Consider the following 22843-nt stretch of genomic DNA (forward strand, 5'->3'; position numbering starts at 1 on the left):
GATCAGGACTCCACGCCTTTGATGACCACCAGTGTGAGGTCGTCCTCGCGAAAGTCCGACCCGGAGAATTCAAGTACTGCGTCACAGAGTTCTTTCATGATGGTTTGTGCGTCTTTGTCATTGTTTTTTCGAATAATTTCACGGATGCGTTCGCCGCCGAACATTTCTCCGGCGGGGCTGTGCGCTTCCCATATGCCGTCAGTACAGATGAAAATGATTTCACCTGGATCAGGCAAATCCATGGTTTTTTCGTGGAACTTCCATTCCGATTCGACTCCCAGAGGGATGTCTGCGCCTCTCAGTTCCGTGAACGTGTCGGTTGCCGGGGCATAAACCAAGGGTTGTTGATGACCTGCGTTGACCCACGTTGCGGTTTGTAATGTCGGGTCCATGACCATAAAAAACAAGGTCATGAATCGGCCTGTTTCACCGATGTCATGCGTCAGATGTTTGTTGGCCCGCGCGATGTTTTCCGTGGCCGATCCCGGCGTTGCTGCATTTTGTCGGATCACGGCCCGTCCTGCTGTCATGAGCAGGGCTGCGCCGATACCATGACCGGATACGTCGCCCACGGCAACAGCCAACTGTCCGCATGAATCCAGATCGCATTGGATGAAATCGTAAAAATCACCGCCGGTTTCGTCCGAGAAAAGACTGACACCCGCGATATCCAGTCCCGGAAAATCGGGTTGCTCGGACGGCAGGAAATGTTGCTGGACCTCCTTGGCGATGAGGAGCCCTTCGCGCATTCGGACACCTTCACGCAGTGCGCCGATCATGGCGTTTGTATGCCCGGCGATAACGCCGAGTTCATCCGAAGTGGTCACGGGGACGCGGCGGGTCAGATCGCCTTGTGCTATGTTTTCAAGGACCATGGTTTCTGTGTTGAATAGGAGCCGAAGATTTTTGGTATAGGAAAAAATCAGGTTGACCACCATGATGAGCAGAAAAGCCATGATGAAGATGATTTCAAGCAGGACCGAGCGGTTCAGGAAGCCCACGGCCGACATGGTCAGTTCCTGATTCGCCAGCCATTGTACATCACGGATGATGACCAACAAAAGAATGGAAGTAATCAGACAGATGGTCAGGGTGGCTACAAAGGAAAATTTGCGTGTCATGGGTGTCAGTTTGCGCGGCGGATCGTATTCGGCCTGCCCTGTTAGGGCTGTGTTGATAACCGTACGTTCTCGCTCAAGGCCGAGGTCCAGTCCGGCAAAAAAGCCGATGGTGAAAATGCCTAGAGCCAGTTTAAGTCCACTTTGTAGGATCGGAAAGCTGTAGCCGAATTGCAGGATAAGGGCGGCCATCAATCCCGCGCCAAGAAACAGGAGCAAGTCCATCCGAAATTGTAGAAAGGCCTGCCGGATTTGTGGGGCGGTTTCGACCAGTTTTTTTTGGATGAATTCGCGGACAAGATAGGCTGTTGCCATGGGGACAAGAATGACCAAACCAAGCTCCCAGACCGGGAGCCGTATCATGAAAGGTCAGACCCGGCCGCCGTATATGGCCCCGCCAAGCACGGCGAGCAGGTAATAGGCCAGAGGCCGGATGGCGGACATTGTCGTTCCCTTCTGCATTCGAACCGATCCCTTTTTTGTCTTCTATACCTTTGCCAAGAGGCACGATCTTGTTTAATCATAGGTCAGTGTCCACCTCGTGGACAAGTCTTAATTCTGAAAAAGGCAGTGTCGAACCGATGAAAAAAAAGTGTACGATTATTTTGGCGGCAATGGTTTGCTCCGTACTGTTCTTTGGAACAATGGCTTTGGCCGGAGATGATTTTCCTACATCCCTTGCGGGTTTTTCGTTGGGGGATGATGTCAAAAGTTATTCTGATTATTGTCATTTGGAGAAGGCTGTTCCTGGTTCGGATGCTCCGTTTTTGAGCGAAGCTATTATCAAGTCTGACGTTCTGCCCGGCGTTAGGGGTGGAAGTTTGATCTTTGGCAACTGTAACCACAAGAATGAACTTGTTGGTATCAAGTTGAAATTTCATGATCGTGGCAAAGGACTTTTTGACAAACTGTACAAACGGTATGAGAAGAAATTTGGTGAGCCTGACAATTACGTGGGTGATGCCTTCAAGAACGTCATAGCCTGGCAGTGGGTGTTCAAGAATGACAGCAAGGAAGAAGTTGCTCTGGTGCTTATGTGGAGTCGCAGCCAGCAGATGCGCCCTGGTGTTTCTATTAAGCTGACGCATAAAACTCGCGTGAAGCAGGAACTAGATTGTTATCTGGCGATGGATGAAGATAAAAAGATGAATGAAAAGAGAAGTCGGATCAAGTCTCTGGATCAATATATTCCCCGCTAGGCATGGCTGAATATCTTTGGAATGGCCTTGGTGTTGTTGCACCTGACGCATGGGAACCTGCCGCTATCGAGCGGGATGGGTTGACTCTTGCCGAGGGTGGGCAGCCAGTATGCGAACTCAAGTGGAACCGCATTCGCGGTTCCTTTTCTTTTGAAAAGCATATCAAGAAGCTCACTAAGGGCCACAAAGGAGCGGCCATAAGCGGTGTTGCCGATGAAGAGACGCCTCCCGCTTGGAATGATGCCTTGAAAATATTGGCTGAATCCGGTCTTCGTTCCCGGAGTTTTATTTGGCAGGCTTCCGGTGTGCGTGGCATTGGTGCAACCTTGTATAATCCCGGTACCGGACTGGCCGCGCTGGTGCAGTTTTTTATTCGTGCCGAGTCCGATGAAGATCGGGCTGCTGATGTTTTGGCTTCGCTCCGTGATTATTCGAGTGGGAAAAGTCTGCCATGGACCATGTTTGGAGTGACTGCGCGAGTTCCGGCAGAGTTTATTCTCGATACATTTTCGTTTCAGCCAGGGCATTATCGTGTTCAATATTGGCGGCCTAAATCTGGTAAGATGTCAGAGCGTGTTCCGCCGGGGAAAGGGCTGGGAACCCAACTTACGTTTGAACGATTTGCACCGGCTTCGGTTTTGCTGCGGCATACCGGTTTGGCCGAATGGATCGCTGAGACTGTGAAGGAAACACCTGAAATCGAGGCTTTTGTAAGTCAGTCGTCGAGAGTTGCGTGGAACAGCGCCCTCAAGACATCGTTGCTTCGTAAGACATTACGGCGTGAAGTGTATTCTCAAGGGCGGGCTTGGACGACTGAAACAGGGAATGCCATCCTTTCTGTGTGTGCGTCGGGGACAGTCCCTGCACCTGAAATTTTGTTTGCCGATATTTGTGGGAGTTACGCACTTGTTCAAGAATAAATCGCCTGAACCTGTCATCTCGCGCGCCGAGGCCCTGAATATGGTTCCAGTGAAGAACAGGGCCGTGGAAGAGATTGCATTGCCTGATGGTTTGGTGCGGCTGGCATATCCCTTGGCGATAAAACCGTGGTTTGGACGGTTGGCTGAAAAGGTCGGTATGTGGGACAAGAAACCCATGATCAAACAGGTTGAACTCGATGAACTGGGAGCGTTTGTTTGGGAACGAATCAATGGCGAACGTTCTGTTCAACAGATTGCCGCAGAGTTGGCATCATTTTATGAAGTGCAGCCACGCGAGGCCGAGTTGAGTGTGACTGCGTTTATTAAAACGATTGGTCAACGAGGGATTATTGGGTTGAAATAGTTTTTTGGGGTGGCCGTCTCCCAATTAGCCTTTGGCTGATTGATCATCTCCTTTTTTATAGAATGCGTTGCGTGCATCCGCAGTGAAAATGCAAACGGTATTATTGTAAAGGTTTCGCCTTTACGGCGACCTGCTTTTTTTGAGGCGAAAAAAAGGAGGCAAAAAACGCCTTCTTCGTTGTGCGTCTGATAGCGGACCCAAGAGCCTGTACGCGGCTTCACTGCCCGACAGGATTGTCTGTGGCACAGACTCGGTCGGGCTACGTTTCGCCGCGCGGGACAGGCTCTAAGGCCCGTTATCAATTTCTCGTCGTTGTAAGGGATTTCTCGGTGTAGGTGTTTGTTTTTGATTTGGGTTTTCGATAAATGCATACATATTTTTTGGTGTTTTATGCCATCGTGATAAATATATTTCATCATAGGTGTTTACTTTTAATTTCAAACTCTTCGCTCACCATAAAGGGCCTTGGGGTGTTTAACACCCCAACATCGCTCTCTCTCCGAAGACGAATTCTTTCCCGCTCAACCAGACGAAGACGGGAACCAGCCCTTGATTGGCGGTTTAGAAGCTGACCAATCGAAGGAGGCGGCTTTAGTCGGGGGATTAGACAATTTGTCTTAAACTGAAGGATAACGGGAGAGACAGGGCTTATATTTTTGACAGGGTGGAGCCGACTCGATTGGATCAGATTCTTACCGCAGATCATGGGGGCGGCCAAGCTCGTAAAGCGCCTTTTCTTTCGTCTATTTCTTTTGGCGCAGCAAAAGAAATAGACTCCGCCGGAAGGGCGCGCTTTAGCGCAATCTTTAAAAAAATAAAACGCCGTCCTCAAGACGGCATCCTTATTTCTTTTCCCTCAATGGAGGCAGCCTCCATCCTTCTTCAGGCCCGCTGCTCGAAGCGCTCCCTCTACTTCCAGTAGATGGTCGCCGTCCGCTCTCCAAATTCCCGAGCTTTTTTTACATCGACCCCAAAATATAGATCAATCCGCCGTTTGAATCGTTTATTCATTTTGTCCAAAACAACATAAGGTCCGCCGAGTCCTTCAATATGTACTTCGGCCTGATTCCCCAAGCCCATGGGAATAAGGTCGCGCGACACTGCCACACTTTTCATGCCGGGTTTGAGCTTGTTCGCCCATGCCGCAACAAATGGATTGCCGTCTGTCTGCCCCCGCGTAGAGTTGTATGCCGTCACCGTCACCTCCAGACTTTTCCAGAATACCGGATTAGGAATACTCAACCCTGCACTCACAAAGGTCATCAGCCCGACCACGGTCATGGAAAGAATAAAATATTTCATAACTCAGTGCGTTACATGAGGAAATAAAGATCGGCAAGACAATGTCGTTAGCGTCATCCTGTTTGGTTGTTTTCTGATGAATTGTTTATGATTCGGTGCAATATGCTGCGAATCGTTTCAGCACCGATGCTGATTCCGGTGTTTCAACCACCGCATCGCGAAGACTATTTGCATCCCCACCCTGATCCGTGATTTTCCCTCGCAATTGTTCAATATAATAGCAGATGGCCTCGGCATTGAATTCCGGGTGAAACTGTACTCCCCATGCGTGGTTGCCTACACGGAAACATTGGTGTGGATCATGGTCGCTGGCAGCGAGCACGGTGGCGTTCGGTGGCAGGCTGAGTGCGGTTTGGGAATGGGTGACATGGCCCTTGAAAAATGAGGGCAGACCGCCAATGAGTGGGTCGGCCATGCCGTTTTCGGTCAACGTGACATCGACGGTACCAATTTCCAATCCATTGGGATGAAATCCGGCCTCGCCGCCCAGAGCATGAGCCATCAGCTGATGGCCGAAACAAATGCCGAGCATGGGGAGTTCCGTATCAATGGCTTCGCGCAACCATTGGGTCGTAGCGGTTATCCATGGTAGATCATCTGTGACCATGTCGTGGGAGCCGGTGATGACACACCCTGCAATGTTGGCCGGATCGGGCAATGATGCGCTCGTGCGGACGTCCACACAGAGGCAATCTTCAAGGGACAATCCCATGCCATTGGCTGTCCAATGTTCGAAATCGTCGTGATCGTGGGTGAACTCTTCAAAAGTGCCGCCGGTTTTGATGATCAGGATTTTTTTCATGAAAGACCTGCGAAAGCGTTTTGGAGTGAATGAAAGATTGGATGATGGCGCAAGGTATCCAGACTGTCAACGGGCCGTGTGTAGACTTGAATTGTTACCCCGCTTTGCGGTATTGTATGGCAAGCACAGGAGAGTATAATGGACTATATTAATATTGTCAGACAGTTGAGTCGCCGAGATTTTATGAAAGCCGGGGGCATGACAGTCCTTGGTCTCGCTTTTGGCGGATGTGCAAAAAACCCTGTTACTGGCGAGAATCAGTTTATGCTGGTCAGTGAGGAACAGGAAATTCAGATGGACAGAAAGGCTTCGCCGCAACAACTGTCCAACGATTATGGTCCAACGCAGGATCTCGTGCTCAATGAATATGTGAGCGGCGTTGGCACGTCCCTGTCTGATCAATCGCATCGGCCGCAGATGCCGTACTCCTATCGTGTGGTCAACGCCAATTACGTCAATGCCTACGCTTTTCCGGGTGGGACCATTGCCTGTACTCGCGGTATCATGCTTGAAATCGACAACGAGGCTGAACTTTCGGCCTTGCTCGGTCATGAGATAGGACACGTCAACGCTCGGCACACTGCGGCGCGTATGAGTTCGCAAACCGTCATCGGTACATTAGCCGGTGTCGGTGGAGCGGCGGTGGGCGCAACATATGGTGGAACTTGGGGAGCTCTCGCGGGTGGTCTCGGTGGCCTTGGCGCAGGGTTGCTTCTGGCATCATACAGTCGCGACGACGAGCGGCAGGCAGACAGCCTTGGTATGGAATACATGACCCGTGCTCAATATAACCCGGACGGCATGATAGGATTGATGGAAATGCTCAACGAACAGCATGATCGGGAGCCGAGTTCCGTTGAGATCATGTTTGCGACTCATCCAATGAGTTCAGAACGGTTGGCTACGGCGCGTAAACAGGCCGTTAATAAATATATGGGAGCCGGAGAGTACGCCATCTATCGCGAGCGGTATATGGACAACACCGCAGAACTCCGCAAGATCGGTCCGGCCATTAAGGAAATGCAGGACGCAGAAAAGCTTGGCGGTCAGAAGAAGTACGATGAAGCCGAGGAAAAGATGCAGTCCGCCCTGAAGAAGGTTCCGAACGATTACACCGGCCTTTTGCTTATGGCGAAATTGCAGATGGCCCAAAAAAAATATGAAGACGCTCTGCCTTACGCCATGGAAGCCAGACGAATTTATCCTGATGAGGCACAGGCCAGTCAATTGAGTGGGGTGCTTTTGATTCAATCCAAACAGTATTCCCAAGCGCATGATAATTTCGAGGCCTATGACAAGGCGTTGCCCGGCAATCCTTATTCCAATTTTTTCAAGGGCTACAGTCAGGAAGGCATGGGCAACCGCGAAGAAGCGGCCCGTGAATATTACAAATTCCTTCAACAGGTTCGGCAGGGTGATCAAGCCGGTCACGCTTACCAACGTCTCATCGATTGGGGCTACATCAAGGGCGAGGTGCGCCCTGTGCGCGACCCCATGTCTTATCTGGGATAACGGTGTTCGCTTTTAGCGGGACCAGGACGCTGTCCTGGACTCTCCCAAATTTCTTATAGCGCCTTCGGTGAGCACTCATAGTCCGAAAAAGACTTTTAGTCCTGATGCAAATCGGGTTTTGATTTAGCTGACTAAGATCTCGCGAAGCGACATAAAAAGTTTAGGAAAAGAGAGGGATAGGGGGTCTGGGGGGAAGGGAGAGAAAGAACCCTTTACAAAGGGTTTTTCTCTCCCTTCCCCCCAGCCGTCGGAGACTTCTTAAACTACCCGCCGCACTTGGTATAAGCGCAGGATTTGCAGATGTGGCAACCTTCTTCGAAGACGAGCGGTTCGCCGCAATCCGGGCAGAGTTCCTTGTTGAGCGATGCGACCTGTACGTCAACGCGATCACCACTGAGATAGCGGGATTCGAAGACGTGGGCGATGGCATCGGGAATGGATTTGACCAGATGCTTTTTCATGAACTTGGGATTTTCGCCGCCGATACCCTTGAGCTGTTCGACGATCTCGCGCACTTCAACGCCGGAACGCAGGGCAAGAGAGACAAGCCTGCCAATGGCTTCGGCCTTGGCGGTGATTGATCCACCGGATTTGCCGATGGTGGCAAAAACTTCGAAGGGTTTGCCGTCCATCTCGTTGACGGTCAGGAAAAGCATCCCGAGACCTGTGGCGATTTTTTGGGTGAATCCGTAAATGACATCCGGGCGATCCTGAACAACGGAAGTATCTTCTTCTTTTTTCTTGTCGCTTTCGCCAGTGCAGAGAACTTGGGATGTTTTGGAGCCGTCGCGGTATACCGTGACGCCCTTGCAGCCATATTCGTAGGCCTTCCAGTAGATGTTCCAGATGTCTTCCTTGGTGGCGTTGCTGGGCAGGTTCACGGTCTTGGAGACGGCATTGTCGGTGTGCTTTTGGAAAGCTGCCTGCATTTTGAGATGCCAGATAGGCTCGATATCCATTGATGTGACGAAGACGGTTCGTAACTCTTCGGGCAGATGTTCCATCTTTTTAATGGTGCCGATCTTGGCTATTTCTTCCATAAGGTTGGCGGAATAGGCTCCGGCATCCTTGACCGCAGTTTCGAAAAAGGAGTTGGTCTCGACCAACTTGTCGTTGTCCATGACGTTACGCACGAAGGACAGGGCAAACAGCGGTTCTACGCCGGAGGAACAGCCTGCTATGATGGACAGAGTGCCGGTGGGCGCGATGGTTGTGGTCGTGGCGTTGCGGTAGGGGCCGAGATTGGCCTCACCGAAAATGGACTCGACGTATGTCGGGAAATGGCCGCGTTCGGTAGCGAGGGTCTTGGATGCGCTCCGGGCTTCGTCCTGCACGAATTTCATGACGCGCTCGCCCATATCTACGGCAGACTGGGAGTTGTAGGGAATTTTGAGCTGGTAAAGCAGGTCAGCCCACCCCATGACACCGAGACCGATCTTGCGGTTCATCTCAACGGTTTCGGTGATCTGAGGCAAGGGGTACTGGGAAGCGTCGATGACGTTGTCCAGGAACCTGACGGCTAAGTGTACGATGCGCTTGAGTTCATCCCAATCCACTTCGGAATCGTGACCGTTTTTGCCTTTGGCGAAGCACTTGCCGAGGTTGATGGAGCCGAGATTACAGGCTTCGTAAGGCAGCAAGGGCTGTTCGCCACAGGGGTTGGTAGACTCCATGTCACCGAGTTTGGGCGTGGGATTGTCGCGGTTGATACGATCCAAGAAGACGATCCCCGGATCGCCGGATTCCCATGCCTTTTGTACCAAAATATTGAAGACGTCACGGGCATTGAGTGAGCCCACTTTTTCGCCGGAATTGGGGGCGATGAGATCAAAGTCTGCTTTTTTCTCAACAGCCTTCATGAATGCTTCTGTCAGTCCGATGGATAGGTTGAAGTTGTTCAATTCTCCATCGCGTTCTTTGGCCTTGATGAAATCCATGATGTCTGGGTGGTCGACGCGTAAAATGCCCATGTTCGCGCCGCGTCGGGTGCCGCCCTGTTTGATTTGTTCAGTGGCGCAGTTGAAAATCTTGAGGAAGGAGAGAGGCCCGGATGCCACACCGCCAGTGGAACCGACCACGGAATCTTTGGCGCGTAGGCGGGAGAAAGAAAATCCTGTGCCGCCGCCGGACTTATGGATCATGGCTGCGTGCTTCACGGCGTCGAAAATACCTTCGATATCATCCTCGATCGGCAGGACGAAACAGGCGGCCAATTGTCCGATGTCGGTGCCTGCGTTCATGAGAGTGGGGGAGTTGGGCAGGAAACGATATGAGGTCATCAGTTCGTAGAACTCACGCGCCAGCTTGGTGGATTTGAACGAAGACTCCTTATACTTGTCTTCTTCTTCAGCAATGGCTGCCGCCACTCTCCAGAAGAGTTCCTTGGTGGTCTCGTAAGTGACCCCCTCGGTGTCTTTCCGTTGGTAACGCCGTTTCAAAACTATCTTGGCGTTTTCATTGATAATCGGGTCGGAAAGACTTGCGGGCATTTTGAGTTTTGACATGGATGAACCTTCGTAAGCTGTTGAAAAAATTGTATTTATCTAAAAAAGTAGCGGAAAGTGAATGTAGGCACTAGAGAATATCTAGATTATAGAAAGCAGACGAAAAACGCCAGCGCAAATTGCATTTTCATGCATAAAGACCGGGAAGCCTTGACCTGTCTTGGTTGTCAGCTTTGAGGGTCTTATCAAAAATAGTTATTATTTCATTTTTGGTATTTTTTACACCCTTTTTGAAGGGCGTGAGTAACGGAAAGGGGATTTGAGTCATCAACAAATAATGTCACTTTAGCTCATGAGATTCAATCACGAATATAACAGGGGACTTGTTGACTCAGGGAGGGTGAAATTCGTCTTAGATATCAAAGTGGGGATTATTCATACGCCAGTGAGACCTGGTGGCGGAGGGTCTCGGCCAGGCGTTGATCCGAACCGACAAAGTCACAGGCTGAGTATACGTTTGCCACACTACCGTTGTGATAAACAACGATGGTCTCAGCAAATGCTTCCACTTCGTCGGCATCGTGGGTGACCATAATCATCGGGATGTCGAAAGTCTCCAGTACCTTGGTCAGTTCATTGCGCATACGTATGCGTAGAGGTTGGTCCAGTGCGCTGAAGGGTTCATCCAGCAGCAGAAGCTTGGGGGATGGAGCCAACGCCCGGGCCAGTGCAGTTCGCTGTTGCTGCCCACCTGATAGTGCAATCGGTCTTTGTCCTGCGATTTTTTCAAGGCCGAACACATCAATTAATTCTTCTACGTGCTGTTTTTCTTTATGACCAAGTCTGCTGAAGAGCGGCTTGAGGCCAAATCCGATGTTTTCTCGGACGGTCAGGTGTGGAAATAGTGCATAGTCCTGAAATACGTACCCGACATCGCGGCATCGAGTGGGGACATTAATATTCGCTTTGGAGTCGAAGATAACGTCTCCGTTAATTTTAATGTATCCTTTGTCAGGTGTAAGCATGCCCGCTATGGATCGAAGGGTCAGGGTCTTGCCCGAGCCGGACGGCCCGAACAGTACCAAGGCCCGGTCTGTCGAGAAGAACTCCGAGCGGAGGAGAAATTCATCTCCTCCGCTTCGCATATGTTTTGTGATATCAAGTTCGAATTTCATGACACTAGATGGTTTTGTTAGGGGCGTTTGAAGCCGCGTCCTTCCAACAGGGAAGCACCGGCATCGCTGCGGACAAATTCTACAAAGGCCTTGGCGATGTCCTGCTCGCTGGATTGCTTAAGTACTGAAATAGGGTAAGTGACAGGCTTTTCAAGGGGAATTTCCTCAATGATGGTAACGGTTTTACCTGCTTTGACGGCATCAGTACGGTAGACAAAACCACAATCGATTTCATCGCGGGACAGGTAATCAAGGATCTGACGAACGGATTCGCCGAAGATCATCTTGGGCGTCAGTTTTTCATACAGATTTTGAGCGGTCAGTGCTCCCTTGGCGTATTGGCCGGCAGGAACTGTCTCGGGTGTGCCGATTCCAATGGATTTTACGGCTGCTCCAGTGAGGTCATTCAACGTTTTTACGCCAGCTGGATTGTCTGCCGGGGTTGTCAGCACCAGAGAGTTGCGGGCAAAGACCTTGGCGTCGATTTTGTTGACGAAGCCTTTGTCAACGGCCTTTTTCATCCATTTGGGATTGGCGGATGCATAAACATCAGCCGGAGCGCCCTGTTCGATCTGGCGGTACAAAGCGCCGGATGAAGCAAAGTTCATAACTACATTCACGCCGGGATGGGCCGTTTCAAAGGCAGGCTCGATGTCGCTGAAGGCATCGGTCAGGCTGGCGGCGGCAGAGACGATGAGTTCCTGTGCCATGGCACCTGTAGCGGTTCCTGCAATGAGAAAGAGTGATAAAACAATAGAGGCAAAAATAGTCGTTCGTTTCATGATGACTCCTTGAATGGTCGTTAACAACGAGGTTTTAATAATTTGCTCGTGGTCATGAGGATGATCACGCAGACGATACTGATGATGAGCACCAGTGTGTTGGCGAGTGCATTGTTCCCGGCTTGAACCGCAGAATAGACGGCAAGCGAAAGGGTTTGTGTCCTGCCTGGAAGGTTACCGGCCACCATGAGGGTGGCACCGAATTCTCCCATGGCACGGGCAAAAGCGAGCATCCCCCCGGAGAGGACCCCCCTGAAAGCCAGCGGGAGGGAGACACGAAGAAAGACAGCCAGCTCTCCTTGTCCCAAGGTGCGGGCTGCATTTTCATAATGTGCACCGACCCCTTCGAGTGCGGCACGAGCGGATTTGAATACCAATGGAAAAGCAACCACCGTGGCAGCGATGACCGCCCCCTGCCAGGTGAACATGAGTGTAATATTGAAGTGCTCTTGCAGCCAGCTTCCGATAATCCCTCGGCGTCCGATGAAAACGAGCAGGTAGTATCCGAGCACAGTAGGGGGCATGACCATGGGCAGTGTGCATACGGCGTCCAGAAAGTCTCGTCCGGGGAAATCCCATCGGGCAAGTGCATAGGCAGCGGCTACGCCAAGAACCAACGCCCCCAGAGTCGCCAGTCCTGCGACTTTGAGAGTCAGTAACAGTGGTCCTGTAAAGGCCACATCGGTAAAATCAAACCACATCATATCCATGACAAGTCCATCAATAAGAAGTCTGGCAATATATTTTTACAGCGTACTCGTATTCTCCACCGGAAAAGTATAGTAATTTGTTGCCCATCAATGCATTATGCACACACAAAAAGAATTGTAAAGCATAGAGCAACTGTCACGAATATACCAAAAAGCGTGACAGTTGGCTTTTGACGGGCGGTAATGAGTACTCTTTGTCGTGTATTATGCACAAAATAACATAGTAGAGTCCGTCTTTTGCTGCCATGTACAGTGATAAATTGTGTATCTACCTTTATTGTTCATCGTGATAGTATGATTTTACTGTGCATGACCTTTTATCTTGGCTGATGCAAAGGATGGAAGGTTCTATAGAGCTTTCACGCCGCTTTTGCGTGTAATTTGTCATGTGCATAAAGAAAGAATGGAGGGGGCCGGAGACGGTCCGGGAGAGAGAACAGCCCCTCTCATGATCGGGCGGGGCTGTTCGTGTGGCTGGGAGTATTCGTTATTTTTTGAATACGTGGAATTCATACCCATATGTGCCGGGGTAATCCTGATACTGTGCGATTTCCTTGCGGGTTATGTCGATGAAGGCCCGTCCATTTTCTCTCGAAGGAAGTTCCCCATATCTCTGTCTGTTCCCATGGTATGGTCCTTCAACCATCCATTCAGAAAGTCGAGCAGTTCAAATGTTACAGTGGCGCTTCCGTCCTTGAATTGTTCTTGCAGTTTGACTGCCTGACCTGTGAGTTCGTCGTGTTCTTTTTTATGGTTTTCATACTCCGGATACTTTTGTTCCTGCATGAATTTTTCTTCGGTATCAAAGTGTTCCACCGTATAGACGATGAGATCATCGAAAATTTTCACGATAGCAGACTGCTCCTGTCCTTCAATTGTAGCGGTATGCATCATGTTGAGAATTTCAAACAGATTGCGGTGCTGTTCGTCTATTTCTGGAATGTGGATCATGTTTTCTTTGGTAAAACTAATGAAAGACATTGGAGAACTCCTCTATTGGTATAGTTAGAGAGTGCTAATGCCTGTCCATCCGTCGCCCGGAGGGATGCGCATCATGGTTTTGCATCGTTTGAAGAAAATAGGGCTTATGGTGTCACCAGGGCATTTCTTCATGCACAGTTTAAAGAGTTCAGCAGCTTCGTTGAAGTCGCCTTGCCTATAGAGGCCTAATGCCTGTTTAAATGAGGGCAGTAACGATTTTTTCTCTGCAATCAGAGGTTCAGGGTCGGCATCAAAGACTTCGTAAAGCGCCACGGGAATCTGTTTTCCCTTGACGCGAACCGTGTCGATTTCACGTAGATTGAAGGCTGTAGGGTCGGGGAGTTTCTTGTATACGCTGTCGGATATCACGATATTGACACCGAAAGTCTTGGTGCAAGATTCGATACGAGCGGCTAAGTTGACCACATCGCCGATGACCGTGGCCTGGAGGCGTTCGTTGGTGCCGAGCGCCCCGAGTGTCACCTCGCCGTAGTGTATGCCAATGCCGGAGGCGATCGGTTTTTTAGCTTTCGCGGCTCTGTTTGTGTTGAATCGTTTTATACGATGCTGCATGGCAATAGCGGCTTGGGTCGCACCCTCGGCATTTCCATCTTTGAACAATGCCAGAAGAGCATCGCCGTGAAAGCTGTCCACGAACCCCTTATTGTCCGCGATGGGTTCGTTTACGGTCAAGAAATATTCATTGAGGAACTGGATGACATCCAGATGGGTCATGTCCTCGGAGAGTTTAGTGTAAGAACGGATGTCACTGAACAGGATGCACATCTCATGATTCGCGTGACTATTCAGAGCAAGGTCGCGGTATCTGCCCTTGCCCAGAAGTGCTAGGAATTCCTTTGGAACAAATCGGGCATAGGAAGCCTGCTGCTCTATGATGTCGAGTTGTGCCTGTTTGTTAGTTTGTCGGAACAAGCAAATAGAATAAATACCGGCCATGATAAGGATTGATAGGGGAATAAGTACCATGGACATCTTGGCTAGGTATGCCTTGGGGCGAGCTGTGAGTTTGGCTACAGGCACATGGATCATGATTATCCATTTTCCGGCATCACTGGTAATTTGAATCCCTGCCAGTTCCGAGATGAATTCTCCAGGGTCAATGGTGGCGTATGTAAAAAGGCCATTTTTCGTTCTGATTTGGCCGTTTACTGTATTGACGATATTATCCCATTCCTTCGGAAAACTTGCTTGAAAGGTGAGGTCTTTACCTCCTTCACGCATGAAGCCCCATTCTTTATCTGCGTCATTGGACCGCAGCCAGTACCCTTTGTCGTTGAGTAACATGGGTTTTTCGCTTGATCCCTCAGTCCCGAGTTCCATAATGCGGCATAGGTGATCTCCGAAGTAGTTGAGCATAACCACCCCGTGTCTCGTCCCTTCGGAGTCGAATAAAGGAGCTGCGATGCGCATGATGGGCTTGGGAATAGCGCCGGGATCACAGGAATTCGTGTCTAGATCCAGTGCGGAAATGTACAGTTCACCGACCTTCAGTTTGCGGGAACCTTTGTGGTAGTACCTTCTCCCTTTATCTTGCAAAGCCATGTTCTCCGCCACTGAGGGGTTGCCTTCGTGGTAATCAATGCGGAAAAGTTCCATGCCTTGTCTGTCCAGATAGCGGATATTGTCATATGTTTTTTTATCCAGAGAGAAAAAAAGTAGGTTTTTGGCGAGAATGGCGGTCATGTGGCTGGTGAAGACCTGTTGTGACTCCTGCATTTTAGAAAGTAGGCGGACATCTGCCACGATATTTTCGAATTCAAATTTCAAGAGTTGTAGAAGTGAATATACCGTATTGGAGGTCTTTTCTGCCTCTAATGATTCCACATGATTCTTGTTGGATTGGTACAAAGTGAAGGCGCAAGCGCCTACGATGAGGCATACCAGCATTGAGGCTGCCAGCCATTGGCATAAACTTGATTTAAGGATTCTTTCCCCCATGGGAACGCCTTTGTGCTTAGTAATTATTACTACATATCATATTATAATTGTTTCATTTTTTTTTGTAAACACGAAAGCAATATTTGTTGATCTCTCTGATAAAAAATAATGTCCACCATTGAAGCTGGGGTACGATTTGTCGTGAGATGTAAAATAGATGGTCGACAAAAAGGCCCCGCACAGGAGGAATACGGGGCCGGTAATGTCTTGGGAAACGAACGGGTTATTTCTTGAATACGTGGAACTCGTAACCGTATGTGCCGGGGTAATCCCGATACTGCGCGATTTCCTTGCGGGTCATGCCGATGATGGCTCGTCCATTCGGGTCTGTTCCATAGGTCGATTCAATTTCGTTCATTCGCCGTTCAACGTCATTGTAGAAAGCATCCCAACAGGCGGTGTCGATGGTGAAATTGCCGAGCGTGGTATAGCCCGCGGCTTCGCCAGCGCGGTTATTTTCTTCGGCAGTACGCATGGCAGGGTAGCCTTCGGCCCAGAAGTTCTTGACTTCTTCAGGCGTGTTGTCACGGATGTCGTCCGAGAGCCAGACCGCGTCGGAGATGCAAAGGCAGCCCCCCGGTTTAAGGTAGTGTTTCCACTGTTCAAGCGCCTTGTCCACGCCCAGAATATATGCCGCGCCTTCGCACCAGATGAGGTCAAAGGATTCAGGTTCAGCCTGTATTTCGCCCATGTCCATGACTGCGGCGATAATGCGGTCTTCCACTCCGGCTTTCTTAGCGTTTTCGACCATCTTTTCGAGGAAGGGGTGATAGATTTCTGTGGCCGTGACAATGCCGTTGGATATCTGCGCCAGTGGGATCGTTGCCCCACCTGATCCGCAACCCAATTCGAGAATCTCCGGTTTTTCCGGCAGGTCAGTGCACATATCGTAAGCGCGTTGTGTCATAGCAAAACTGCCGGGACCTTCGCGGTCGAGTCCTTCGTATATCTTAAAGAATATTTCCATGAATTTTCCTGATTCCTTGTTGATGTTGAATATTGCATGCGGTGCTGCGGCCATTGCCCGGATGGCTGAGATTTCTCCTTCAGGTATATGCAGGCGGCGCAGGAAATCCGCATGTTTGTCAGGTGCGCTCTTTTCAAATTGGACATGCCAGCGTCGCATATCTTTTTCGCTGAATCCGGCGGAACTGAGCAGGGAAACCCATGTGGCCTTGTCCATGACTTGCTGTTCGTTCAACAAGTCGGCTCGGCCAAGCAGGTTGGTGATGAATCGTTGCTGTTCTCGCAAGGTGTCCATTTCCCGGTTCAGTTCTGAGAGCCGATTTTCCAGAGTCGTGGCCACGCCGGTTTCCGCTTGATCGTCGAGCATGTCACCAATGGCTTTGAGGCTGATCCCGGCTCTACGGTATTCACATATCCTTGTCAGGTGGATATCGTCTTCATCCGAATACTGTCGATATTCACCTTTGGTGTGACCGTTTGGTCGGAGTAGGCCGATGCGATCGTAGTAGAGCAGTGTTGAGCGAGATAGGCCGTGCTTTTTGGCGAGCCTTCCAACAGTGTACATATGTTGTCTGTCTCCTGTCAGCTTTTATCGTTTGTCCGCAGCATTTCGCCTGTTGCGAGATAGTATGTGAGCATTTTTTCAAGTCCTTTTATTGTGGCTTTGAATACTTCTGATTTATGTTTCACGTATTCATTTCCCTGCTTGTTTAATGCTGTCACATGTTGGGTCCATTTGAGAGTCGTTCCGGTTTTGCTCGGTTCTACTTCGATGATGTAATGGGCGATTCTCCATGCGTTGGTGCGGATGAACTCGATACGTTCCATCGGGTCGAATCGGCATGTGAACCAGGTTTCCGGGCCGCCTTCTGTTGGGAAATCGGTGTGGAAGACGCAACCCAATTCATTGAATCCGGATTTGGAGTGGAGTATCTCGCATTCCCAGTCTTCTATCCAATCGTATTCGCGCACAGGGCAGAGTTGTGGCCAGATATCCTCGGCTGGAAAGTCAAGGTGTATCACTTGTTCAACCGTGGTGTGTTTCCCCTTGAATGTAGACATGAGTTTCTCCTTGTCGGTGTTGTTCATGTCTTTGTTTCTGCACTATGAACCTATAGACAGGTCAACGCGTTTGGCAACTTTTTTCCCGATTGGGGGAAAACCCGATTTACGTCCGAATTGTTTTCGTCTATTGGCAGGTTAGCGGTCCATATCATTAATACCTAACAAGAGAGAGTCTTCATATGCGTATTTCAGATCGCCTGACGCGTATCAAACCTTCCGCGACTTTGGCTGTCAACGCCAAGGCCTTGGAACTCCGCGCTCAGGGACGCGAGGTTATCAGTCTGGCAGTAGGGCAGCCCGACTTCGATACACCTGCCCATGTTTGCGATGCGGCCAAAGCCGCCTTGGATGAAGGGTTCACCCGCTATACTCCGGTGCCGGGGATACCGGAATTGCGTGAAGCCGTGGCCGGATATTACACAAAATTTTATGGGGCAAAAGCCTGCGCTGACAATGCGATTGTTTCCAATGGCGGCAAGCAGGTGTTGTACAACTTGCTTATGGCCGTGGTGAATCCCGGCGATGAAGTTCTTATTCCGGCTCCTTATTGGGTCAGCTATCCGGCCATGGTGCAGTTGGTTGATGGCGTTTCCGTGTTCGTCCCTACTACTGCCGAGGAGAAGTATCTTGTCACCGTGGAGGCTCTTGAAGCCGCACGTACTGATAAGACTCGTGTGCTTGCTCTCAATTCGCCGTCCAATCCGACTGGCTGTTGTTATACGCAGGAACAGCTTGAAGCTATTGCCAAATGGGCGCGTGACAACGATATTTTTATCATCTCTGACGAGGTTTATGACCGTCTTGTGTACGCTCCGTTTGAACCGGTGTCCCTTGCCAAGACTTGGGAAGCGTATCCTGAGACCATCGCCATTGTTGGTGCCTTGTCCAAATCATTTTGCATGACCGGTTGGCGTGTGGGGTATGCCTTGGCGCACGAGGATCTGGTCAAAGCCATGAGTAAGATTCAGGGGCAGTCCACATCCAATATTAATTCCATCACCCAGAAGGCTGCGCTTGCCGCGTTGAATGGTCCGTGGGATATCGTGGATGAGATGAAGGAAGCATTTGTTCGTCGTCGTGACCTTGCGTACGAGATCATTACTGGTTGGGGAGCAAAATGTCCTAAGCCTGATGGTGCATTCTATCTGTTCCCGGTGTTGGATCAGTTCTACACCGAAGACGCGCCGGATTCTGCGGCTATGTGTACCAAGATTTTGGAAGAAGCTGGCGTTGCACTGGTGCCGGGGTCTGCGTTTGGCGACGACAAGTGTATTCGGTTTTCCTACGCTGTTGATGACGAGACTTTGAAGGATGCTCTTTCCAGAGTCGGTAAAGTGCTGATGGGGAAATAGTTTTTTGAGAATGAAGAAGCCGAGGGGGGCACCCTCGGTGGAGAGAAGAAATAAAGATGGCCGCCTATACAGGCGGCCTTTTTTTTGTGGAAAGGAAGGAAGAAAATGAAGAAAAAGATTGCGCCAACGCGCGCCCTTCCGGCGGAGTCCATTTCTTTTGCTGCGCCAAAAGAAATAGACGAAAGAATAGGCGCTTGCGCGAACTGGGCCGCCCGGTGATCGGCGGCGAGAATCTGATCACCGCGCGCAGCTTTCGGAATCGTGTTCTTCTGCTCCGCTCCAGTGCAATTCCGAACGAGGCGCTGCCGATGCGCGCTGTCAGCTTCTAGGCCTCTCGATCAAGGACTGAGGGGAACTATTAGCAAAAAAAACAACATGATTGTTTGGTCAACAAATCATAAAAGACAATCGAACTTGTAGCGCACAATATCTATGCGTACACTAATAAATCAAAATCGCATTTCTAATACTCGATACTGTTAAATTTAAGAACATTTGTAATGCACTTTAAATTCACTAACGCAATACAAAGGGCCTACGATGATGACAAAAACTTTTCTATATATGGATCAATTAACCTGCCGCAATAAACAAAATGAAATTGATGCTTATAGCAATTGGATCGAGTGCCGCCTATTCCCTTCCATTGATTCATGGGATTCTGAACAAAAACGAACGGAACACGAAATAAATGAACGCAACGAAAGAAAAAATTTCTCTGAATGGCACGACCCCTTAGATGAATTTGAAGAAATAATTACTCAAACCCTTCAGGTTGCAGAGGTAAATTCATATATGATTGGGGTTTCCATTTCTGGTTTGTACCATCTTTGGGAAAAACAAATTATTGACCATTTAATTCACGAATTAAAACATGATTGGGTTATCCCTGAAAAACATTTAATGAAAACATGGAATGAGATTAATTACATATTTAAATCATACTCAACAAACCTTTCCCAAATGTCCTTTTATAAAAACCTTGAAGAGCTTCGTTTAGTTTCAAACACAATCAAACATGGTAATGGGAGCAGTTATAGGCAACTCGTCGGAATAAAAGCTGACATAGTAAAACCGTATAACAAATCTAACAATCAACCCATTATCGGTGGGAACCATTCCCTTATCCGAGTTGATCTCTTTCCACGCATTGATCATTATATGAAATATAAACAAGCGGTATTGGACTTCTGGAATTTTGACATCTGGCATTCACAAGGCGAACGGTTACCCTTTGATAATTGGCCTGAAAAGAAAAAACGATGACAGTCAGTTAAGAATGCGACCGCTCTTTACCCCTCCCGCTGCAAAGCGGGCAATGGGATTCCTAAGGCCCTCGGCCTTAGGCGGGTCCAGGGCGGCGCCCTGGTCTCTCCGAAGGAGCGCCCCAGCGAGGCCGCCGGAGGCCCTTCCCCGCTACTTCAAAAACTGACCAGTAGCGCTGTCGGGGTTGGCGAGAATTTCTTCGGGCGTACCGCTGGCGACGATTTGGCCGCCGTGCTCGCCTCCGCCGGGTCCGAGATCGAGGACATGATCGGACGCCATGATAACGTCGGTGTTGTGCTCGATAACGATGACAGTGGCGTTCTTGTCGACAAGAGCATGAAGAACACGGATGAGCTTGCCGACCTCGTGCATGTGTAGACCGGTGGTCGGCTCGTCGAGAATGTAGAGCGCACCGGGCAGCTTGCGCTTGCCAAGCTCGCGGGAGATTTTGATGCGCTGCGCTTCACCGCCGGAAAGCGTTGTGGCGGGCTGGCCAAGCTTGAGATATTCGAGACCGACCTGGGCGAGCACGTCGAGCTTGCGCATGAGGGAGGGATGGTTGGCAAAGAATTCACGGGCCTGACGCACGGTCATGTTGAGCACGTCGGCGATGTTCTTGCCCTTGTACTCCACTTCAAGCGTCTGGGCGTTGTACCGCTTACCTTTGCAGGCTTCGCAGGTGACGTACACGTCGGGTAGGAAATGCATTTCGACGCGGATTTGGCCGTCCCCCTTACAGGCTTCACACCGCCCACCCTTGACGTTGAAAGAGAATCGTCCGGGCTGATAGCCGCGTGTACGCGCTTCTTTTGAACCAGCGAAGATTTTGCGAATCTCGTCGAAGATTTTGGTGTAGGTGGCAGGATTGGAACGCGGCGTCCGACCAATGGGCGTCTGGTCGATGGAAATGACTTTTTCGATCTTTTCAAGGCCGTCGATACCGCCGATTTTGCCGGGGTTGTTGGCTTTCTGCCCACGATGCAGCAGCAGATGCTTGTACATGGAGTCCATGACGAGGGAGGACTTGCCCGAACCGGATACGCCGGTCACACAGGTCATGACGCCAAGCGGAATTTCCACATCAAGATTCTTGAGATTGTTGGTCTGCACACTGCGGAGGGTGATGAATTCCTTGGCCTTGCGACGGGATTCGGGCGGCTCGATAAACATGTCGCCACGCAAATATTTGCCGGTCAGGGAATCCGCTGTGAGCAACTTGTCCACAGGACCTTGATACACGATTTCGCCACCAAGCCAGCCCGAACTGGGGCCGATTTCGATGACGTGATCCGCTTCGCGAATGGTCTCCTCGTCATGCTCGACCACGAGCACGGTGTTGCCCCGGCGTTGCAGGGAGCGAAGCGTGTCGAGAAGCCGCTGATTATCGCGAGGATGCAAGCCGATGGACGGTTCATCGAGAACATATGTTACGCCGACCAGCCCGGAACCAAGCTGAGAGGCAAGACGAATCCGCTGGGCTTCGCCGCCGGACAGGGTGCCCATGTTTCGACCAAGCGACAAGTATTCAAGGCCTACGTTGACCATAAAGCCGAGTTTGTGGGTCAGTTCCTTGAGTAATGGTTCGGAAATAAGTGTGTCGTGACCATCAAATTCCAATTCGTTTAACCAGTCGAGCGCACGTTGAATGGACATGGACGCGAACTCGTACATATTTTTGTCTGCGACACGCACAGCAAGGGCTTCTGGTTTGAGGCGTGCACCTTTGCAATCAGGACATGGTCGCGACTGCTGAAACCGGGCAGTCCAATGATCCCATATGCCGGACTGCATCTGGCCGTATTCAAGAATGGGAACGATCCCCTGCCAATTGACCTTGGGGTTGCCGTAAAACAAATCATCCCACGCTTCGGCTGAAAAATCAGATAATGGAGAATCCAAAGTGATGCCGTGTATTTTACACAGCGCCTTGAGCTTCGGCCCGTATTGTTCCTGCCGGTAGGCGGACTTCCACGGGATCACACCGCCTTCGTTCAGGGAAAGTCCCTTGTTGGGTGCAATGAGGTCAGGCTCAAAATATTCGACAGTGCCGATACCGTTGCAAGTGGGACACGCCCCCTGCGGCGAGTTGAAGGAAAAGAGTTGCGGGGTCAATCGCGGTAAGGAAATTTTGCAGGACGGACAGGTCGACAACGTAGACATAGGGATGTCGCCAGAATTATCGCCACCAACCACGGCCACGGTTAAACGCTCATCGCCACGCTCAAGAGCCAGCTCCACGGAATCCGTGAGTCGTTTTTTGATGCCGTCTTTGATGACAAGCCGGTCCACAACCAGATCAATGGTGTGCTTCTTGTGCTTTTCAAGCTCCGGCACGTCGTCGAGGGTGTACATTTGCCCACCGATTCGCACTCGCACAAAGCCTTCTTTCTTGAGCTTGGCGAACAAGTCCTTGTGTGTACCTTTCTGATGCTCAATCAGTGGAGCCAGCAACATAAACTTGGTGCCCTGCTCCATGGCGAGGATGGTCTGCACGATCTCATCTGTGGTCTGGGCCGCGATAGCCTTGCCACACTTGGGACAATAAAATTTGCCGAGTCGTGCGTAGAATACTCGCAGAAAATCATAAACCTCGGTCACAGTGCCGACCGTAGAACGCGGGTTGCGCGTGGCGGTTTGCTGTTCCAAGGATATTGCCGGGGACAATCCCTCGACCTTGTCAACATCCGGCTTGTCCATTTGGGGCAAAAACTGGCGAGCGTATGCGGACAGGGATTCGACATACCTCCGCTGTCCTTCGGCATAGACGATGTCGAAGGCAAGCGTGGATTTGCCCGAGCCTGACGGACCACACACCACGACCAACTGATCGCGGGGGATGTCCAAAGTCAGGTCCTTGAGATTATGATGCCGGGCGCCTTCTATATGAATGAATTTCTTATCTGCTGATTGAGTCATTGACCGAGAG

General features: G+C 50.3%; 20 protein-coding genes. 8 read left to right on the forward strand and 12 right to left on the reverse strand.

Going from position 1 to position 22843, the window contains the following annotated elements; translation table 11 throughout:
• Window positions 1–2 precede the first annotated feature (2 nt).
• Window positions 3–1481, reverse strand: coding sequence for a PP2C family protein-serine/threonine phosphatase (locus SYK_RS13610; RefSeq protein WP_281760819.1), 1479 nt, complete (start codon window positions 1479–1481; stop codon window positions 3–5).
• A gap of 167 nt (window positions 1482–1648) precedes the next feature.
• Between SYK_RS13610 and SYK_RS13615 the strand changes: the two genes are divergently transcribed.
• From SYK_RS13615 to SYK_RS13630, 4 genes are all read left to right on the forward strand, one after another.
• Entirely contained in the window at window positions 1649–2317 is a 669-nt protein-coding gene (locus tag SYK_RS13615; protein WP_281760820.1) for a hypothetical protein, read from the forward strand.
• 2 nt (window positions 2318–2319) lie between these two features.
• Window positions 2320–3237, forward strand: coding sequence for a hypothetical protein (locus SYK_RS13620; RefSeq protein ID WP_281760821.1), 918 nt, complete (start codon window positions 2320–2322; stop codon window positions 3235–3237).
• Window positions 3224–3601, forward strand: a complete 378-nt coding sequence (locus tag SYK_RS13625; protein WP_281760822.1) for a PqqD family protein — start codon at window positions 3224–3226, stop codon at window positions 3599–3601. The genes SYK_RS13620 and SYK_RS13625 overlap by 14 nt, the downstream gene beginning before the upstream one ends.
• Window positions 3602–4280: 679 nt before the next feature.
• A complete protein-coding gene (locus SYK_RS13630) occupies window positions 4281–4523 on the forward strand; it encodes a hypothetical protein (RefSeq protein ID WP_281760823.1) in 243 nt (80 codons plus the stop codon).
• On the opposite strand, the gene SYK_RS13635 is transcribed toward SYK_RS13630, so the two are convergent.
• Window positions 4511–4903: a 3D domain-containing protein gene (locus tag SYK_RS13635; protein ID WP_281760824.1), complete on the reverse strand. Its 393-nt coding sequence runs from the start codon at window positions 4901–4903 to the stop codon at window positions 4511–4513. The two genes, SYK_RS13630 and SYK_RS13635, sit on opposite strands and share 13 nt — an antisense overlap.
• 85 nt (window positions 4904–4988) lie before the next feature.
• Window positions 4989–5705 carry a glutamine amidotransferase gene (locus tag SYK_RS13640; protein WP_281760825.1) on the reverse strand — a complete coding sequence of 239 codons (717 nt, stop codon included), beginning with the start codon at window positions 5703–5705 and terminating at the stop codon, window positions 4989–4991.
• A 138-nt stretch (window positions 5706–5843) separates the two neighbouring features.
• On the opposite strand from SYK_RS13640, the gene SYK_RS13645 reads away from it, so the two are divergent.
• Entirely contained in the window at window positions 5844–7217 is a 1374-nt protein-coding gene (locus SYK_RS13645; protein WP_281760826.1) for a M48 family metalloprotease, read from the forward strand.
• Window positions 7218–7480: 263 nt separating this feature from the next.
• Here SYK_RS13645 and SYK_RS13650 read toward each other — a convergent pair whose 3' ends face one another.
• The 8 genes from SYK_RS13650 to SYK_RS13685 form a co-directional block, all read right to left on the reverse strand.
• On the reverse strand, window positions 7481–9721 hold the full coding sequence (locus SYK_RS13650; protein ID WP_281760827.1) for a vitamin B12-dependent ribonucleotide reductase: 2241 nt from the start codon (window positions 9719–9721) through the stop codon (window positions 7481–7483).
• A 371-nt stretch (window positions 9722–10092) separates the two neighbouring features.
• Window positions 10093–10836 (reverse strand): ABC transporter ATP-binding protein, encoded by a 744-nt coding sequence (locus SYK_RS13655; protein WP_281760828.1) that lies wholly within the window; start codon window positions 10834–10836, stop codon window positions 10093–10095.
• 17 nt (window positions 10837–10853) lie between these two features.
• Window positions 10854–11618, reverse strand: a complete 765-nt coding sequence (gene modA, locus SYK_RS13660; protein WP_281760829.1) for a molybdate ABC transporter substrate-binding protein — start codon at window positions 11616–11618, stop codon at window positions 10854–10856.
• Window positions 11619–11638: 20 nt separating this feature from the next.
• Window positions 11639–12328, reverse strand: a complete 690-nt coding sequence (modB, locus tag SYK_RS13665) for a molybdate ABC transporter permease subunit (RefSeq protein ID WP_281760830.1) — start codon at window positions 12326–12328, stop codon at window positions 11639–11641.
• 561 nt (window positions 12329–12889) lie between these two features.
• Entirely contained in the window at window positions 12890–13309 is a 420-nt protein-coding gene (locus SYK_RS13670; RefSeq protein WP_281760831.1) for a bacteriohemerythrin, read from the reverse strand.
• A 24-nt stretch (window positions 13310–13333) separates the two neighbouring features.
• On the reverse strand, window positions 13334–15268 hold the full coding sequence (locus tag SYK_RS13675; RefSeq protein ID WP_281760832.1) for an adenylate/guanylate cyclase domain-containing protein: 1935 nt from the start codon (window positions 15266–15268) through the stop codon (window positions 13334–13336).
• Between the two features lie 223 nt (window positions 15269–15491).
• Window positions 15492–16799 (reverse strand): MerR family transcriptional regulator, encoded by a 1308-nt coding sequence (locus SYK_RS13680; protein ID WP_281760833.1) that lies wholly within the window; start codon window positions 16797–16799, stop codon window positions 15492–15494.
• Window positions 16800–16816: 17 nt separating this feature from the next.
• The gene (locus tag SYK_RS13685) at window positions 16817–17296 is read right to left on the reverse strand and encodes a hypothetical protein (protein ID WP_281760834.1); all 480 of its coding nucleotides are present in this window, start codon (window positions 17294–17296) and stop codon (window positions 16817–16819) included.
• Window positions 17297–17478: 182 nt separating this feature from the next.
• On the opposite strand from SYK_RS13685, the gene SYK_RS13690 reads away from it, so the two are divergent.
• The 3 genes from SYK_RS13690 (at window position 17479) to SYK_RS13700 (ending at window position 19917) form a co-directional block, all read left to right on the forward strand.
• Window positions 17479–18651 carry a pyridoxal phosphate-dependent aminotransferase gene (locus SYK_RS13690; protein ID WP_281760835.1) on the forward strand — a complete coding sequence of 391 codons (1173 nt, stop codon included), beginning with the start codon at window positions 17479–17481 and terminating at the stop codon, window positions 18649–18651.
• Between the two features lie 56 nt (window positions 18652–18707).
• The gene (locus SYK_RS13695) at window positions 18708–18980 is read left to right on the forward strand and encodes a hypothetical protein (protein WP_281760836.1); all 273 of its coding nucleotides are present in this window, start codon (window positions 18708–18710) and stop codon (window positions 18978–18980) included.
• A gap of 235 nt (window positions 18981–19215) precedes the next feature.
• Window positions 19216–19917 (forward strand): hypothetical protein, encoded by a 702-nt coding sequence (locus SYK_RS13700; RefSeq protein ID WP_281760837.1) that lies wholly within the window; start codon window positions 19216–19218, stop codon window positions 19915–19917.
• 150 nt (window positions 19918–20067) lie between these two features.
• On the opposite strand, the gene uvrA is transcribed toward SYK_RS13700, so the two are convergent.
• The gene (gene uvrA / locus SYK_RS13705) at window positions 20068–22833 is read right to left on the reverse strand and encodes an excinuclease ABC subunit UvrA (RefSeq protein ID WP_281760838.1); all 2766 of its coding nucleotides are present in this window, start codon (window positions 22831–22833) and stop codon (window positions 20068–20070) included.
• Window positions 22834–22843: the final 10 nt, after the last annotated feature.

The organism is Pseudodesulfovibrio nedwellii (genome assembly GCF_027923765.1).
GTDB lineage: Bacteria > Desulfobacterota > Desulfovibrionia > Desulfovibrionales > Desulfovibrionaceae > Pseudodesulfovibrio > Pseudodesulfovibrio nedwellii.

Excerpts from the sequence above, each read along its gene's own strand:
- SYK_RS13655 (WP_281760828.1), bottom strand. The coding sequence starts at position 10,836 with ATGAAATTCGAACTTGATATCACAAAACATATGCGAAGCGGAGGAGAT.
- SYK_RS13680 (WP_281760833.1), bottom strand. The coding sequence starts at position 16,799 with ATGTACACTGTTGGAAGGCTCGCCAAAAAGCACGGCCTATCTCGCTCA.
- SYK_RS13685 (WP_281760834.1), bottom strand. The coding sequence starts at position 17,296 with ATGTCTACATTCAAGGGGAAACACACCACGGTTGAACAAGTGATACAC.
- uvrA (WP_281760838.1), bottom strand. The coding sequence starts at position 22,833 with ATGACTCAATCAGCAGATAAGAAATTCATTCATATAGAAGGCGCCCGG.
- SYK_RS13675 (WP_281760832.1), bottom strand. The coding sequence starts at position 15,268 with ATGGGGGAAAGAATCCTTAAATCAAGTTTATGCCAATGGCTGGCAGCC.
- modA (WP_281760829.1), bottom strand. The coding sequence starts at position 11,618 with ATGAAACGAACGACTATTTTTGCCTCTATTGTTTTATCACTCTTTCTC.
- SYK_RS13620 (WP_281760821.1), top strand. The coding sequence starts at position 2,320 with ATGGCTGAATATCTTTGGAATGGCCTTGGTGTTGTTGCACCTGACGCA.
- modB (WP_281760830.1), bottom strand. The coding sequence starts at position 12,328 with ATGGATATGATGTGGTTTGATTTTACCGATGTGGCCTTTACAGGACCA.
- SYK_RS13690 (WP_281760835.1), top strand. The coding sequence starts at position 17,479 with ATGCGTATTTCAGATCGCCTGACGCGTATCAAACCTTCCGCGACTTTG.
- SYK_RS13695 (WP_281760836.1), top strand. The coding sequence starts at position 18,708 with ATGGCCGCCTATACAGGCGGCCTTTTTTTTGTGGAAAGGAAGGAAGAA.
- SYK_RS13645 (WP_281760826.1), top strand. The coding sequence starts at position 5,844 with ATGGACTATATTAATATTGTCAGACAGTTGAGTCGCCGAGATTTTATG.
- SYK_RS13650 (WP_281760827.1), bottom strand. The coding sequence starts at position 9,721 with ATGTCAAAACTCAAAATGCCCGCAAGTCTTTCCGACCCGATTATCAAT.
- SYK_RS13700 (WP_281760837.1), top strand. The coding sequence starts at position 19,216 with ATGGATCAATTAACCTGCCGCAATAAACAAAATGAAATTGATGCTTAT.
- SYK_RS13640 (WP_281760825.1), bottom strand. The coding sequence starts at position 5,705 with ATGAAAAAAATCCTGATCATCAAAACCGGCGGCACTTTTGAAGAGTTC.
- SYK_RS13635 (WP_281760824.1), bottom strand. The coding sequence starts at position 4,903 with ATGAAATATTTTATTCTTTCCATGACCGTGGTCGGGCTGATGACCTTT.
- SYK_RS13610 (WP_281760819.1), bottom strand. The coding sequence starts at position 1,481 with ATGATACGGCTCCCGGTCTGGGAGCTTGGTTTGGTCATTCTTGTCCCC.
- SYK_RS13670 (WP_281760831.1), bottom strand. The coding sequence starts at position 13,309 with ATGTCTTTCATTAGTTTTACCAAAGAAAACATGATCCACATTCCAGAA.